Consider the following 15,452-nt stretch of genomic DNA (forward strand, 5'->3'; position numbering starts at 1 on the left):
CTTTTATTTTGTGATGTAATCGAAAATCTTGAAGATGGCAGCCTTGTTGTCGGGTGAAATCTCGGCATCCAGAATATCCTGGGCATTTTGCCCGAGGACGGAGCCTTCGATGTAATCGCCGTCGTTGACGACCATTTCACGGATGTTCGTTTTTTCTGGCTCTAAATGACATTGTAGGCCAACAATTCGACCATTCATGACAAATCCCTGGTTGCGCAGCACTTCGTTGGAATACAATACTTCTGCATCCTGTGGAATTTCAAACATTTCTTCGTGCCAGTGAAGGACGTTGAGCTGCTTGGGTAGTCCGGGGATGGTGTTGGTTTGCAAATCAACGGGACCCCAGCCAACTTCCTTGGCGGGCGCCTTGCCGATTTTGTAACCTAGCACTTTCGAGATCATTTGGGCACCGTAGCAGGCGCCGTAGACGGGCTTGTCGGCTTCAATAATCTCTTTGACAAGGGCCCTTTCCTGGCGAATCCAAGGTAAATCGTCGTTGGGACTCATCGGTCCACCGAGGATGACGAGTAGGTCTGTTTCTTCGGCCTTGGGTAATTTACCGAACTGGTAGGGGTGGTAAATGTAGACCTCGTGCTGGTGCTTATCGGCCCAGTCCAAAATGGCTCCGGGCCCTTCGTTAGGCGTGTGTTGCAGAATATTAATGCGCATTAAAAAACCCTCCTGCACTTGCGTGCCAACGGCAATTTGATACGGGTTTCGCCTGCATATGCCCTTAATAGGGATAGTATAACACCATGTTTTTCTTATACAAATAAAAAAGCTCCTAGCGGAGCGTCTATTATGATTGATCTGCCAAGGCCGTTACAAGGGAAGCTAGCACGTCTAAAGCTGAGATTGACGGGATTTCGGGTTGATTGGCTGAACCGAAATAATTGAATTCCGTGCTTTGGCCAATGACGAGTGGGCCTGAACTAGTGGGTAGGATTTCTTGGATGGATGGTTTCTTTGACATAAATTCTCCTTTCTAAGCAGGGCTTAGTTCCTGGATTGCAATGGCAATACTTTCTACTGCAGTTTTGAGCGCAGTTTCATCAATAATCAAGGGCGGTAAAAGACGTAGGGTGTTGCCACGGGCCGATAGGGTCAAAATACCCTTTTCCTGTAGCTTGCTGATGACATCTTTGACGGGTAGAGCGGCATCTAGATGAATGCCGACCATGAGGCCAAGGCCGGAAATTGAAAGCACGGCGGGCAGTGGCTTGATTTTGGCATCTAACTCGGCGAAAAGCTTTTCACCTTTTTCTTGAACGGTTGCCAAGAAAATAGGCGTTAATTGTGCCAAAACTTGATTGGCGGCCGCCATGACGACTGGATTGCCACCGAAGGTATTACCGTGATCACCGGGTTTGAAGTGGGCCGCGACTTCGGCTTTGGCGAGCATGGCGCCAACTGGTAAACCATTGCCGAGTCCCTTAGCAACCGTGATGATGTCAGGCTGGAGGTCGAAGGCTTCATGGGCGAACTTGTAGCCGGTCCGGCCCATCCCCGACTGCACTTCGTCAATAATCAAGAGGGCACCGGCGGCCTGACACTGCTTTTGAATGGCTTGTAACCAGTCTTTTTTACCAGTATTGACGCCCCCTTCACCCTGGACGACTTCTAAAATGACGGCAGCGGTTTCAGCATCGATGGCTTTTAGAGCGGCCTGGTCGTTATAGTCCAGTAGCTGAACGTCTGCGATTAGGGGGCCAAAGCCTTCTTGGATATGGGGATAACCCGTTACGGATAGGGAACCAATGGTACGCCCGTGAAAGCCTTCCTGAAAGGCGATGACCTTGCTTTTGCCCGTTGCCTTGTGGGCGAGTTTCAAAGCGGCTTCGTTGGCCTCCGTTCCGGAATTACAAAAGAAGGACTGATAGCCTGCTGGATTTAACTTTTCAGCGACTGCGGTTGCCATGGCGTTCGGGTACAAGTTTGACAAGTGCCAAACCTTCTTCAACTGAGCAGAGACAGCCTCGTATATTGGCTTGTTCGAGTATCCTAAATTGCAAACGCCAATCCCCGAAGTGAGGTCGAGATAAGTTTTGCCGGCCTTATCGACTAGATGAAAGTCGTGGCCGTCGACCAATTCGATGGGGAAGGGCTGATAGGTATTCATAATGGGATTCATCTTAGGCTCCTTTCGATTGAGCGAGTAATGTGCCAGGGTGGTTGATTTGGTCAGTAATGCGGACACTTTGGACGCCGGCATGGAGGACTTCGCAAGCGGCCGTGACCTTGGGAATCATGCCGCCAGTAATTTCCTTAGCTGTGATAAAGTCCTGGATGTCGCTTGGCGATGCTTGCTTAAGGACTTGACCATCAATCTTTAGCCCAGCTACATCGGTCAGCAAAATCAATTCTTCTGCTTTTGCCAAAATTGCGACTTCCTGTGCCACGGCATCGGCGTTGATGTTTAAAATCTGCCCGGCAGGTCCTTGGCCAAGCGAGGCGAGGAGGGCAATCTTTCCAGCAGGTAATTTGGTAAAGACGTCTTCGTCCCATCCCGTCACTTTGCCAACCTCGCCATACAGTGCTTGGTCCAAATAATCGGCTTGCAGCGGGATTTTCCCCTTTGAGTTCAAACGAGTGACTTCCAGCCCGTGTGCCTCCAATTGACTGGCAAAAAAGGGTTGCACCAGATCGGCCAAAACCCCCTGGGTGAGTTCAAGCATCTGAGCATCTGTCTTTCGGATGCCGTCGATTTTTTCAGTAACTTGATGAAAAAAATCTGCCACTTGGCTAATCAAGAGTCCCCCGCCGTGAACGATGAGCACGCTTTGACCAGCGGTAGTCCACTCGGCTAATTGCTGATAAAATTGTTCATTTAAAGCGGGGATGGCGTTTCCACCAATCTTGATGACATTCATACTTAATCCTCGTAGGCGGCATTGATTTCAACGTACTTGTAGGTCAGGTCGCAGCCCCAGGCGAGGCCTTTGCCCTGGCCGACGTTTAGGTCGACACTAATTTTGATTTGATCTTGATCGAGCCACTTGGCTAAGGCAGCGCTGTTAATTTTTTGTAGCTCGCTATTTTGAACAAGGACTTGGTCGCCAACTTGAATGGAGAGGTGACTGGGATCAACAGCGGCTTGGGTTTGCCCGATTGCTTGGACGATTCGGCCCCAGTTGGCGTCTTGACCAAAAATCATGGCCTTAATCAAATTGGAGCCAACGATGGCCTTTGCGACCTGTAAGGCCTGTTGATTATTGGCAGCGTGCAGAACTTTAGCTTCAATTAATTTCGTAGCGCCTTCACCGTCGGCAGCCACCATTTTGGCCAACGTAACCAACACGGTTTTGAAGGCTTGGATGAAGTCGGCTAACTGGGGATGTTTGGCGTTCAAAACTTGATTACCGGCCACTCCGTTTGCCATGACCAAAACCATATCGTTGGTCGACATGCAGCCATCGACCGTGATTTGATTAAAGGAGGTCGTGATTTCTTGACTCAGAATTCCTTGCAAAACGCCAGGATCAACTGCTGCATCAGTACTAATGAAGGTTAGGGTAGTGCCCATGTTGGGGTGAATCATGCCCGATCCTTTGGCAAAACCAGTTAGGGTAACCATCTTGCCATCGAGCTCCAATTGGACTGAAATCTTCTTGGCATGGGTGTCGGTGGTCAAAATCGCTTCGGTGGCGGTTGTCTTATCGGTCAGCTTTAGATGGGCGAGACCGTTTTTGAACTTAATCATGTTGAGCTGCTTGCCGATGATGCCAGTTGAGGCGACTCCGGCCAAACTTGGGTCAATATCTAATTTTTCTGCGACCATATTCGCTTGGCTAGTAGCATTGCGAAGCCCTTCAGCCCCCGTAAAGGAGTTGGCATTACCGGAATTAATGACGACGGCCTGGAGTTGGTGTTTAAGGTTGATTTTGTACTTGGTTAGCTGCAGGGGTGCGGCTTGAAACTGGTTTTTGGTGTATACCCCAGCTGCGGCAGCCGGCACATCCGAAACTAGCCAGGTTAAATCGAGCTGATGGTCAGGCTTAAAGCCCGCTGTGGTGGCGTCGGAGTGGAATCCCTTTGGCCAAGTAAATGGAATTTCTTTCATATTAAATACCTCCTAAAAGGCTAATGGCTGTAAATGCAAACCAGCCGTGCTGGAAAAGTCAAAGAGTTGGTTGAAGTTTTGGACGGCCTGTCCGGATGCCCCCTTGAGCATGTTGTCAATTACCGAAACGACGAGTAGGTACTTCGTTTCAGGATTGTAAGCCAGGCCAATGCGGCAGTTGTTTGTGCCAACGACGGACTTTAGGTCAGGTAGCCCTTCTTCTTGAATGAAAACAAAGGGTGCGTTGGCATATTGTTCTCGGAAGGCTTGTTCGAGTTTTTCCTCCGTAATGCCAGCTTTAACCTTGACGTAGATTGAAGCCATAATGCCACGGTCAACCGGAACGAGGGTCGTCATGAACTGGAGCTGTTTAACATCAGGATTCCAGCTTTGCAGCATCTGTAGAATTTCTGGAATGTGCTGGTGCTGATTGGGCTTGTAGACTTGGAGATTTTCATTGGCTTGGACGAAGTGGTTCGCCTTTTTCAAAGCTTTACCGGCACCGGTTAAACCGGACTTGGCATCGACTAAAATACTGTCAACTTCAATCAAGTTCTGCTTCACCAAGGGCGCCAAACCAAGCAAAGTGGCGGTGGGGTAGCAGCCAGGATTGGCTACATAGTGCTGACCTGGATTTTCTTTGAGGTCGGCCAAGCCATAGTAGGCCTGGGCCAGAGCATCCTTGCTAGCGGCATCCTTTTGATACCACTTTTCGTACTGGGCTGGATTTTTTAAACGAAAGTCACCCGATAGGTCAATGACAGGGAAGTTGGCGGCCAAATAGGGTTGCGCCCAGTGGCTGCTCACGCCGGCGGGCGTTGCCAGGAAGAGGACGTCGTTTTCTTCCATGATGGCCCCGCTGTCATAGGGTTTGGCCAGAGCAGTAACTTCACTCAAGCGTGGGTTTAACTTTGCTACGTGTTCGGGCTTTTCCAAATCGTGTTGGTAAATCTGGATGGCCTCAACCTTGGGATGTTGGCTGAGCAAGTAATAAAGCTGTAGGCCGGCATAACCGGTAATTCCTGTCAGGGCGACTTTCATAATGATCTCCTTAAATCTTTGGTATAAATTGGCTGCCAAGGGTGGCGGCCATGATGGCTTTGATGCCGTGCTTACGATTTTCAGCTTCGTCGAATTGACGGCCGTACTTTGAGCGGAAAACTTCGTCAGTAATTTCGAGTTCCTTCAAACCAAATTCGGCATAAATCTTCTGGCCGACCTTGGTTTCCAAATCGTGGAAGGCGGGAAGACAGTGAAGGACAATCAATTTGCCGTCGATGTTGCCAGTCTTTTCCAGTGCGGCTTGGTTAAGTTGGTAGGGCAGCAGGGCCTTGATTCGTTCCGCCCATTTGTCTTCGCCCATTGAAACCCAAACGTCGGTGGTGACGACGTTGGCCTTAGCTAGTCCTTCGGCTAAGTCCTCCGTAACTTCGATTTTGGCACCGGATTCTTCTGCATATTGTTGCGCGAGTTCCACAACTCCGAAGGCCGGCTGCAAATCTTCGGGCGCCACCATGGCGACGTTGAGACCAACCATGGCCGCACCGACCAACAAACTGTGGGCAACGTTGTTGCGGGCATCCCCGAGGTAGGTGAGCTTGATGCCTTCGAAAGTACCGAAGTTTTCCTTGATGGTCATCAGGTCGGGGATGGTTTGAGTGGGGTGCCAGTCATCCGTTAGGCCGTTCCAAACCGGGACGCCGGAATACTTGGCCAAATCTTCAACCGTTTCCTGCTTGAAGCCACGGTATTCGATGGCATCGTACATGCGGCCCAGCACCTTGGCCGTGTCCTCCAACGATTCCTTGTAGAAGAGGTGGATGTCATCCTTGCCAAGGAAAACTGGATTCGCCCCAAGCTCGAAGGCTGCCGTCGTGAAGGCTGAACGGGTTCGCGTGGAACCCTTTTCGAAAAGAAGGGCGATGTTCTTACCCGCCAATAGCGGCGTGTGGATGTTTTGCTGGGCTTCTGCCTTGAGGTGCAAGCCGTAGTCAACTAGGTAGTTGAGCTCAGCGGGTGTTAGGTCGCTTTCGGCGAGTAAGCTGCGACCGTGAAATTGGTTTGAAAAAAATGTCTTTGTCATGATGAAATCCTCCTGAAAGTAAAAAAACGTCCTCTTGAAAATTAATTCAAGAGGACGTCGTTACGCGGTACCACCTCAGTTTCCATCCAGCTCACGCATAGACGGCTCACAAAGTTCACAAAAAGAACTTTAAGCGATAACGGGCTAGACCGAGCCCTTCTACTCGTTTCGAAGGGTAACTCACGGGTACGATCAAGTCAGTTTGTTTGGCCGGTTCTCACGAATTAACATCCAGCTTTTCTGTGAAAACAAATCCAACTTGAATTCCCGATCATTGCTTTAGATTAGATTGGGTAAATCTGATTGGCACAATCATAAGCGATGTAAAATAAGCTGTCAACGTTTTTATTAAAATATGCTCATAATTATCTTAATTTAACAAAGTAATAAATGCATCAGGCCTGAGGTCAGTGGGGATTTATTAGATTTTGAAATTATGGCCATAAAAACCACCCTTAGCCATAATATGCTATCCTGATAGCACTAGTTTGAATCCATCTCGAAAGGTTAATCCATGAAACCCGAAAGCAAATTAAAACTAACCTATTCAGCATTATTAATCGCCATCATTGAAGGGATTACTTATATCCATTGGCCCCTCATCGGTGGCATCGCCAACCGCTTAGGCTTGCCATACTGGCCCATGACAGGACTTTTCATTCTCTGCATGATTATTTATGGCGTTTGTGCGCCAGCCTTTCGCACCGATCGAATCATGCTACGTTTGCAGACCATACTTGGTTATACGATGTTCGCCGTCTTTATCTCACAGATTTTTTTCTAAATTTGTCATAAAAATGTAAATTGCCTGTTATCGCAGCTTCACATTCTCTCGGTAGACTTAGAATGATTAAAAATTATCTACAGGGAGAGAATTATGATTACAGCGTATGTCGATTTTTGGAAGCGTTACTTTGATTTTAAGGGTAAATCGTCTCGTAGCGATTTCTGGTGGGTGTTCTTGGTTAACACCGTGCTTGTGATTGCTTGGGTAGCTATTTCGATTGCTACAAAAGCAAATGTTGTGTTTTATGACGTGACGCAGCATAAAGCAGTATCGGGTGTGACAGGTTTTGCACTGTATTTTGACTACTTTTGGGTTGGCATCGGCTTTATCTATTACTTGGCTTCCCTAATCCCTAACTGGTCACTAAGCTTCCGTCGTTATCGTGATACGAATATGAATATCTGGGCAGCAGTAATTTTGCTAGTTTTCCCAATTGTAGTTGGTGGACTAGGTTACCTCGGTATTACGAACACAATTTTGACTATCGTCAATTGGCTTGTTCAACTTGTTGCCTTCGTCGTCACATTATTGCCATCAAACATTATGGGCGATGACGACGAATACTAATCGCCAACCCATTTTTCGCCAGACCGACCGCGTGTCGGTCTTTTTTTATGAAAAAATTCCGGATGTGAAGATTTTATTATTTACATGTGAAAAATTAACGGTATTATAAATATTGGTACATATAAGTTAAAAATGTTTCGTTATATGAGGAAACATTTGTCATTTCACTGTTGATTTAAAGGAGAGAGATTGTGAAAGCAGATAAGCAAGGAATCGTTGCCTTAGCAGGCGTGATTGCGTTTTTTGTAGTTGTTATTGGTGTCTTTGTGGCCGGAAGTGTCCAAAAGACCAGCGCTGGTAACTCAAAGAGCGGTTCAGACTCAAGCTACACCACCAAGACCTTGACCGCACAAACCCTATCAATCACTGGTAAGGTCGGCGCTGCTAACAGCCAAGATGTTAACAAGCCTGACGGTGATCTTGTTAAATTGGCCGTTAAGAACGGTGACCAAGTTAAGATGGGCGACATTTTGATGACGACCAACGATAACGGTACGCAAAACGTTGCTACGGCACCTTTTGATGGCACTGTCGTTGTATCCGGTGGCAGCAACCCAACCGTAACGGTTAACTCAAACGACCACGTGGTTAACGCTTCCGTTTCTGAATTTGATTACGACAAGGTTCACGTTGCTGACGATGTTAAGGTAACGACCTTGGCTGGTGACCAAACCAAGCAATACCAAATCACCTCATTGGCTCAAGACCCATCCGACAGCAAGTCATCACAGTATCCTTTGACTATTAATGTTGGTCGCGACTTCCGTAACGGTCAGTCAGTGAAGATCAATTTGCACGTTACTCGTGTAGCTGTTCCTAAGTCAGCTATCGTTGGTGACCACGTATTCGTAGTTCGCGACGGTAGGGCTTACAAGAAGCACGTTGAATTCTACACGCAAGACGGCAAGGTATTGGTAACTGATGGCGTTTCCGCTGGTGATAAGATCGTGACAAACCCTGGCAAGAAGCTAAGCGAAGGGACAAAAATTGGGTAAACGCTTATGATCCACTTGGAAAATATCAATAAGTACTATCGGCAGGGGAAGGAACGCTTCCACGCCTTGCACGATATGAACTTAGATGTCGACCAGGGCGAGTTTGTGGCCATCATGGGGCAGTCCGGTTCTGGTAAGTCGACCTTCATCAACATCATCGGTTTCCTCGATGAAGAATTTGAAGGAACTTACATTTTCGATGGGATTAACATTGGAAAAACCACGCGCGCCCAGCACGCTAAAATTCGTAACCAAAATGTCGGCTTTGTCTTTCAAAATTTCAAGTTGATTAACAATGAAACCGTGGCGCAAAACGTCATGGTTCCTTTGCTATATGCTGGCTTAACTAACACGGAGGCCCGTCATAAGGCCGAAGAGGTCCTTGGCGAAGTCGGTCTGCAAGGGTATGGTGACCAGCTGCCCAAGAATCTATCCGGAGGCCAGCAACAGCGTGTTTCCATCGCCCGGGCCTTGGTGACTCGGCCTAAGTTTTTGATCGCTGATGAACCAACTGGGGCCTTGGATTCAAGGACTTCAGAAGAAATCATGCAGCTTTTCCGTGACTTGAACAAGCACGGTATGACCATCGTCATGGTGACCCACGATCCCAAGGTGGGCCACGAAACGAACCGCATCATCCACATCATGGATGGGCGCATCGTTTCCGATAACCCAGTCGATCACGAAAATGGCGCGGTGCAAGGCACCGAAGAGCCTTCGACCTTGTCAAAGAGCGAGAGTACGAGCTCGACCAGCCAAGTGACTAGCGAAGCGGAGATCCAACCGGTTGAAGATTCTAAGAGTGCGCTTTCTGAGGTACCAGCATCGACCTCGGCTGTTTCGCAGTCGATGGCCTCTGAAACTGCTGAATCTGAAGCTTCCGAATCCGAAACGCTGGAATCCCTTTCAACGACTTTGAAGTCTGAATCCGAATCCTTGGTTCGGGTTGGTTTTGAAGCCGCTGTTTCAGAAGAAGTGCCCCGGATGAGTTTCAAGGAATCCCAGGCGAAATTGCTTGCTGACCTCGACCAATCAACGTCGGAGTCGATTGCAGCCAGTGTGCAGAGCCAAACCAATTCCGCTATGCTAGCGGCTGCTCGTGCTTTTTCAACTAGTGAAGAAGTTCAGCAAAGTAAGGCTAGCGAAGCCGAAGTAAATCAAAAGGCTGACGCTGCATCCGAAACGCCAGCTAGTCCGAACCGCCACCGTACGGCAGCCGAAGCCGCCCTGGCAGAGCAAGCAGCGCAGAAGGAGGAGACCGATGCGTAATGGTGAATTAATCCGTACGGCACTACAATCTTTGCGTTCCAACCGGAAGCGTTCCTTCCTAACTATGATTGGTATTATCATTGGGATTGCCTCTGTGATTGCCATCTTGGCGCTTGGAAAGGGTGTTAAGGTTAAAATTTTGTCCTCCTTGCAAGCCAACCAAGCCGGTGAACAGACCGCGCTTTTGACTTACAAGCCGGATGACAATACGGATATGGAACCCGGTTTGAACCAGGACGATGTCGAAATGGTTCGCAACGCCGGCTTTAAGGATGTCCGCAACGTTTATATCAAGCAGGAAACGGAAGATACCAACATCCCCGTCAACGTGCTGGGTTATGATCACCCCTTGCGAACCACGATGCAGTCATCTGCGCCAGATGTTGATGTCGTGGCGGGTCACAAGTGGACCAGCTCCGATAACCAACAGGGCAACCAAGTGGCCATGATTTCTGAAAGTCAGGCCAAGCGTTTCTTCAATAGCACCAGCGACGCCGTTAAGGGTGCGGTAACAATTAACAACGCCTCTTATACGATTGTTGGGGTTTATAAGTCCAATCCGGATAACATCGACGTGCCAGAATTGTACGTGCCCAAGAAGACCTACTTCCGGGGCCAATCTTCTGAAACGGGAAACACCCTAGCAGTCGTTGTTGCCAAGGGCGGTAACGTTTCCAAGGTCGGAAAAGAAGTGCAGTCCCTCTTGCATCAAAAGGGTACTCACTATGATGAAGGATACTACTCCTTTACCGACATGGCTCAAATGCTCGAAGGAATTTCCGCCGTTATTGATTCCTTGACCTACTTCATTGTTTTGATTGGTTCAATTTCCCTTGTGATTGCCGGCATTGGCGTGATGAACATGATGTACATCTCGGTTTCCGAGCGTACGCAGGAAATTGGAATCCGTTTGGCAGTGGGGGCTACGTCGAGGCAAATTATGTGGCAGTTCTTGCTGGAAGCCGTGGCTTTGACGCTGACGGGTGGCCTAATTGGCTTTGTTCTGGGAGCGGTGCTAGCCATTGTAATTTCCCAGTTCTTGCCCTTTAACGCCATCGTTACTTTCGGCCACTTCTTGCTGGCCTTTGGCGTTTCAACGGCCGTCGGTATCATCTTCGGCCTCTTGCCAGCGCGACAGGCCGCTAATAAGAACTTGATTGATATCCTGCGCTGATTTGTTACACTGAAAGTAACGAGTCATTCAAGGAGTCACGATGTTTAAAGCTTACGGAAATTTTTGGAAACAGTATTTTGATTTCAAAGGCCGCACCAGCCGCAAAGGCTATTGGTGGGTTGTCTTGGCCAACGCTTTAATCAGTCTCTTCTTTTATGTCTGCCTCTTGATGGCAATGGGCCAGATGTTGGCTTCTAACGTCGATGCAACGCCGGGTGGCAAGTTTCCGGGGATGATTATTTGCATGTTGTCGATTTTAGGCTTGATTGGTCTATATCACCTTGCCATCATCATTCCTAGCTTGGCCATTTCGGTCCGCCGTTATCGCGATGCCGGCCTCAACCCTTGGTGGGTCTGGCTTTTGCCGCTGTCTGGCTTAGCCATTGTCGCCGCAGCGATGACACAAACTTTCAGTACGCAGTTGGGTTCACTCTTGCTGGCTTTCTATATCGTCAGCGTCGTGATGTCCCTTGCCAACTTAGTCATCTGCGCTCTACCCAGTGACTACATCGTCAAAAATAAGTAATTTAAATGAAACGTCCGCTTGGACGTTTTTTTAATGCTCTTAAAAATTTGCTATACTTTGATAGTATGCAAAAGGAGAAAAGAATGTTATTAAAAGTGAAGCAGGTGGGGATTTTTGTTGGAATGCTCATCTTGTATCTAATTGCCAGTGGCCTGATTGAAAATTCGGTTATCTTTCATGGCTGGTTGCGCTATGTCCTACTGGCAGTGGGGATTGTTGGTTCGATTGGCGTAGCTTATTTCTTGGCAAAGCTTATTAAGCGAGCTGAACCAGAATTTAGCATCTTACCCATTAATTTTAAAAATTGGCGTCGCTTTGTTTGGCTTTTGCTCATCTGGATTGGAAGTTTGTTTGTCATGGGGACGTGGAAATCCGTCGGTGATAAACTTATCGGCGTTTCGATTGAAAGTACGAGCACTAACCAAGAGTTAATTAGCAAGACATTCTCTTATTCTGGATTCTATTCGGTAATAGCAATGGCTATTACCCTTGTTTTAGTTGCCCCAATCATTGAAGAGCTACTTTTTCGTGGTTTATTCCTCGCTTATTTTGATTCTAAGAAGCACTGGTGGATCGGCGTTGTAACATCCGGGTTGCTATTTGGATTGGCCCACATTGTTTCCTCCGGAGTGCGTCTAGCAAGCCTTGTTGACTGGATTATGTATGCTATTTTGGGTGGAGCATTGGCGTTTGTTTATAAAAGGACACGTCATATTAGCAATGATATTTTGATACATATGATGCAGAACTCAATTGCGACACTCAGCTTGTTAATAACATTTTTACAACACTAAGGAGCTAACATGAATCAGTCATATAACGCCTTTCAAAAATTTGGGCTCTTCCTAACTCGGGCACTTGTCTTCTTCGGGTTTGTCCTTTGGTACATGTTAGCTTCGAGCTTTTTGCAATTGGCGATGATGGGCTACGGTGGAACCCTACGTTCCTCACTTGCCTTTGTTATGTCGCTTTTGCTATTTTGGGCCCTCCTGCGTCAGATTGTTAAATCAATCCGTAAGGTGAAAAAAGATTTCGAATTTAAGTGGCCAAATTTTGCGAATCGGAAAAAGGCATTGTGGATTGGCCTTTTACTGATTTTGATGCTTGTCTTGCAAATGGTATGGGGAGTCGTTAAGACCCACATTGGTGGCACTGAAACAACGGCTAACGAAGTGACTTTGAATAAATTAACCAGTGCAAACGGTATTTATTCTCAAGCCTTGATGTTTTTGCTGGCCGTAGTTATTGGACCTGTCGTTGAAGAATTGATCTTCCGTGGCTTGTTCTTAGCCTATTTTGACCGTTTTAAAGCTTTCTGGGTTGGACCAATTCTTTCCGGTTGCTTCTTCGGTCTCATGCACATCATCAATGAAAAATCTCTTTATCATGCTTTGATCGATATTCCTAGCTATATCATGATGGGAATTATCTTGGCCTACGTCTATAAGAAATCAAACAAGATTTCAAACAGTATTACTTTGCATGCTGGGAACAATCTGGTAGCTCAGATTCTCAGTTGGATTGCACATATCGGATAATCCTTAAAGGAAAAATCATGAACAATACTACTAAAAACGAAGGTAATCTCTTCGTTCAAATCTTAATTTTTATCGCTTACTTGCTTTGGTATTTGGTTATCTTTGCCGTTTTTCAAGCCTCGGTTTTGTCTGGGTTGGAAGTCGGTAAGGCCGTTACTGCCTTAGTGATCAGCGCGGCGCTTACCTGGTGGTTTTCCTATCAAATTACGAAAAGTATTCGTAAGGTTCAACCGGACTTTCAATTCAAGTTTAATAACTTGTTGAACGGGCGCAATTTGCTGATGTTGTTGGTGATTTTGATTGCGATGAACGCCGTCAACATTGGAATAACTTTGGCGGAAAACCATATCTTGGGCTTGGCTTCGACTGGTACGACCAGTAACCAGGCATTCTTGGATTATTTGTCGAGCGCACAGGGGATGCAGTCTTTGGTCCTAAGTACGATTTTCTACGTATTACTTGCGCCGGTTGCCGAAGAATTGCTTTATCGTGGTCTCTTCTTGGCCTACTTTGACCGCTTCAATGCCTTCTGGATTGGGCCTGTGCTTTCGGCGCTAATCTTCACCTTTGGACACTGGACTAACAGCAGTTCCGTTTTGAAAATGTTTTTGGATGCAGGAACGTATTTGGTCATGGGGCTGGTTCTTGCCTTTCTTTACAAGAAGACGGGCAAGCTTTCCAATAGTGTTGCCGTGCACGGCGTGAACAATCTCCTGTCGCAAGTCTTTAGTCACATGCTTTAATGCTTAGCCAAAAATCCACCTAGGGGAGAGAATGATGGATAAATCGGATAATCTACTGCACAGACCGGGCCTCTTGCTACAAAGAATCATTATTTTTTTGGTTTTCTTCATCATCGGACCCTTTGCCGCTTCACTAATCGACGAACCATTTTATAATCCGGAAATCGGCATGTCTGACCTAGTCGTTAGCGTTGCTTACGGGATTATTATCTATGTCGGCTTCATTGCCTTTATTCTGTACTTCATTCGGCAGGTGAATCCGGACCTCCAGTTCAAATTCATTAACTTCCGTAACTGGCGCAAAGCGATTTGGATTGTAGTCGTTTATCTTGCTAGTTCAATTCTAGGAACGCTGTGGGACCTCCTCCGGCAGCTCTGTTGGCCTCAGTTCTACCATGAAACGAGTGCGAATCAGTCAATCTTGAATGAAATGACGAAAAGCAATGGTTGGATTAGCTTTGTGGCCATGTTCGTGGGTGCTTGCTTTTTGGCGCCTGTAATTGAAGAGTTGATTTTCCGTGGTCTCTTCATGACCTACTTTGATTGCTTTAAAGCCTTTTGGATTGGGCCGATTCTTTCCGGGATTGCCTTTGGCATTTATCACATGGATTTAACTCATATGACGGTGCAGGACTGGCTGGATGTTCCTACTTATGCCATTATGGGACTGGGCTTTGCCTATGTTTATAAGAGCAGTGGTCGGATCTCGAACAGTATCGCCGCGCACTCCTTTAATAATATTGTCGCTATGATATTGGGCGCAATTTCCAGCTTCAAATAATAATACGAAGCCAACGTAATTTACTCACACAAAAAGCGCTAGGAAATTTCCTAGCGCTTTTGATTTGCTATTAATTACTTAAAATCAGCATCCTTAGCCAAGTCTGAATACTTATCGATGTCGGACAAGATTGACTTCAAGTTAGCAGTGGCACCTTGAACAGCTGCAGCACCCAATGGAAGGTGGAGTGGCAAGTGATCGAAGTTGTCGGTAACTTGTTCGTAGATGGCCTTAGCAGCCTTCTTAGGATCACCGGCTTCTTTACCTTGACCCTTTTCAGTTGCTTCCATGCTTTCCTTAACCAACTTGTAGTCGTCAGGGTAAGCCGTGTTGGTCTTGTTAGATGAACGTCCTGACCAGTCGGTACGGAAGGCTGAAGGTTCAACCAACATGACTTTGATGCCGTCTTCAGCAACTTCGGCTGACAAAGTCTGGTACATACCTTCAACAGCGAACTTGGTTGCGCAGTAGAAGGAAAGTGATGGGACACCAGCCAAACCACAAACGGATGACAAGCCGATGATGACACCGCTCTTTTGCTTACGCATGATTGGCAAGACCGCTTGGGTCATGTGGGCCAAACCAAAGACGTTAACGTCAAACATGTGCTTTACATCAACATCTTGTGCTTCTTCAAAGGTTGAGAAGTAACCCAAACCGGCGTTGTTATCCAAGACGTCGATGGTACCGAACTTCTTAACTGCTTCGTTAACTGCGTTTTGAATATCGTCATCGTCAGTCGTGTCCAACTTCAACTTCAAAATCTGACCGTGATCGTATTGATCGAGGTAGTCCAATTTCTCAGTACGGCGGGCAGTCGCAACCAAGTTAACTTCTGGTGACTTGGCCAAAAGCGTTGCCAATTCCTTACCAAAACCTGATGACGTACCTGTAACTAACCATGTCTTTGCCATGTGAATGAGTCCTCC

Annotated in this window: 17 protein-coding genes and 1 pseudogene; 10 read left to right on the forward strand and 8 right to left on the reverse strand. The window is 47.1% G+C overall.

Annotation, left to right across the window (positions count from 1 at the left end):
• Nucleotides 1-3: 3 nt before the first annotated feature.
• From ABSY64_RS06485 to argF, 7 genes are all read right to left on the reverse strand, one after another.
• Nucleotides 4-669, reverse strand: a complete 666-nt coding sequence (locus ABSY64_RS06485; protein WP_349642276.1) for a type 1 glutamine amidotransferase — start codon at nt 667-669, stop codon at nt 4-6.
• A gap of 130 nt (nt 670-799) precedes the next feature.
• The gene (locus ABSY64_RS06490) at nt 800-973 is read right to left on the reverse strand and encodes a hypothetical protein (protein ID WP_349642277.1); all 174 of its coding nucleotides are present in this window, start codon (nt 971-973) and stop codon (nt 800-802) included.
• Between the two features lie 12 nt (nt 974-985).
• Complete coding sequence (gene argD, locus ABSY64_RS06495) at nt 986-2,131, reverse strand: acetylornithine transaminase (protein ID WP_349642278.1); 1,146 nt, start codon at nt 2,129-2,131, stop codon at nt 986-988.
• Nucleotide 2,132: 1 nt separating this feature from the next.
• Nucleotides 2,133-2,870, reverse strand: coding sequence for an acetylglutamate kinase (gene argB, locus ABSY64_RS06500; protein ID WP_349642279.1), 738 nt, complete (start codon nt 2,868-2,870; stop codon nt 2,133-2,135).
• A 2-nt stretch (nt 2,871-2,872) separates the two neighbouring features.
• On the reverse strand, nt 2,873-4,060 hold the full coding sequence (gene argJ / locus ABSY64_RS06505) for a bifunctional glutamate N-acetyltransferase/amino-acid acetyltransferase ArgJ (protein ID WP_349642280.1): 1,188 nt from the start codon (nt 4,058-4,060) through the stop codon (nt 2,873-2,875).
• 12 nt (nt 4,061-4,072) lie between these two features.
• Nucleotides 4,073-5,101: an N-acetyl-gamma-glutamyl-phosphate reductase gene (gene argC, locus ABSY64_RS06510; RefSeq protein ID WP_349642281.1), complete on the reverse strand. Its 1,029-nt coding sequence runs from the start codon at nt 5,099-5,101 to the stop codon at nt 4,073-4,075.
• A 10-nt stretch (nt 5,102-5,111) separates the two neighbouring features.
• Entirely contained in the window at nt 5,112-6,143 is a 1,032-nt protein-coding gene (gene argF / locus ABSY64_RS06515; RefSeq protein WP_349642282.1) for an ornithine carbamoyltransferase, read from the reverse strand.
• Between the two features lie 514 nt (nt 6,144-6,657).
• On the opposite strand from argF, the gene ABSY64_RS06520 reads away from it, so the two are divergent.
• The 10 genes and pseudogenes from ABSY64_RS06520 to ABSY64_RS06565 all read left to right on the forward strand — a co-directional run bounded on the left by ABSY64_RS06520 (nt 6,658) and on the right by ABSY64_RS06565 (nt 14,523).
• Nucleotides 6,658-6,927, forward strand: a complete 270-nt coding sequence (locus ABSY64_RS06520; protein WP_349642283.1) for a hypothetical protein — start codon at nt 6,658-6,660, stop codon at nt 6,925-6,927.
• Nucleotides 6,928-7,020: 93 nt separating this feature from the next.
• A complete protein-coding gene (locus ABSY64_RS06525) occupies nt 7,021-7,497 on the forward strand; it encodes a DUF805 domain-containing protein (RefSeq protein WP_349642284.1) in 477 nt (158 codons plus the stop codon).
• 191 nt (nt 7,498-7,688) lie between these two features.
• Nucleotides 7,689-8,492 (forward strand): efflux RND transporter periplasmic adaptor subunit, encoded by an 804-nt coding sequence (locus tag ABSY64_RS06530; RefSeq protein ID WP_349642285.1) that lies wholly within the window; start codon nt 7,689-7,691, stop codon nt 8,490-8,492.
• Nucleotides 8,493-8,498: 6 nt separating this feature from the next.
• Nucleotides 8,499-9,164 (forward strand): annotated as a pseudogene (locus ABSY64_RS06535) (ABC transporter ATP-binding protein); the annotation flags it as partial.
• 589 nt (nt 9,165-9,753) lie between these two features.
• Nucleotides 9,754-10,935, forward strand: coding sequence for an ABC transporter permease (locus ABSY64_RS06540; protein WP_349642286.1), 1,182 nt, complete (start codon nt 9,754-9,756; stop codon nt 10,933-10,935).
• A gap of 40 nt (nt 10,936-10,975) precedes the next feature.
• On the forward strand, nt 10,976-11,461 hold the full coding sequence (locus ABSY64_RS06545) for a DUF805 domain-containing protein (RefSeq protein WP_349642287.1): 486 nt from the start codon (nt 10,976-10,978) through the stop codon (nt 11,459-11,461).
• Between the two features lie 83 nt (nt 11,462-11,544).
• Nucleotides 11,545-12,255 (forward strand): CPBP family intramembrane glutamic endopeptidase, encoded by a 711-nt coding sequence (locus ABSY64_RS06550; protein WP_349642288.1) that lies wholly within the window; start codon nt 11,545-11,547, stop codon nt 12,253-12,255.
• A 9-nt stretch (nt 12,256-12,264) separates the two neighbouring features.
• Nucleotides 12,265-12,999, forward strand: coding sequence for a CPBP family intramembrane glutamic endopeptidase (locus ABSY64_RS06555; protein WP_349642289.1), 735 nt, complete (start codon nt 12,265-12,267; stop codon nt 12,997-12,999).
• A 17-nt stretch (nt 13,000-13,016) separates the two neighbouring features.
• Nucleotides 13,017-13,742, forward strand: coding sequence for a CPBP family intramembrane glutamic endopeptidase (locus ABSY64_RS06560; RefSeq protein ID WP_349642290.1), 726 nt, complete (start codon nt 13,017-13,019; stop codon nt 13,740-13,742).
• A 31-nt stretch (nt 13,743-13,773) separates the two neighbouring features.
• Entirely contained in the window at nt 13,774-14,523 is a 750-nt protein-coding gene (locus tag ABSY64_RS06565; protein ID WP_349642291.1) for a CPBP family intramembrane glutamic endopeptidase, read from the forward strand.
• 74 nt (nt 14,524-14,597) lie between these two features.
• Here the strand turns inward: ABSY64_RS06565 and ABSY64_RS06570 are convergent, their stop codons facing one another.
• On the reverse strand, nt 14,598-15,437 hold the full coding sequence (locus ABSY64_RS06570) for an oxidoreductase (protein WP_349642292.1): 840 nt from the start codon (nt 15,435-15,437) through the stop codon (nt 14,598-14,600).
• Nucleotides 15,438-15,452: the final 15 nt, after the last annotated feature.

It is taken from the genome of Eupransor demetentiae, from assembly GCF_963930865.1.
Classification (GTDB): Bacteria; Bacillota; Bacilli; order Lactobacillales; family Lactobacillaceae; genus Eupransor; species Eupransor demetentiae.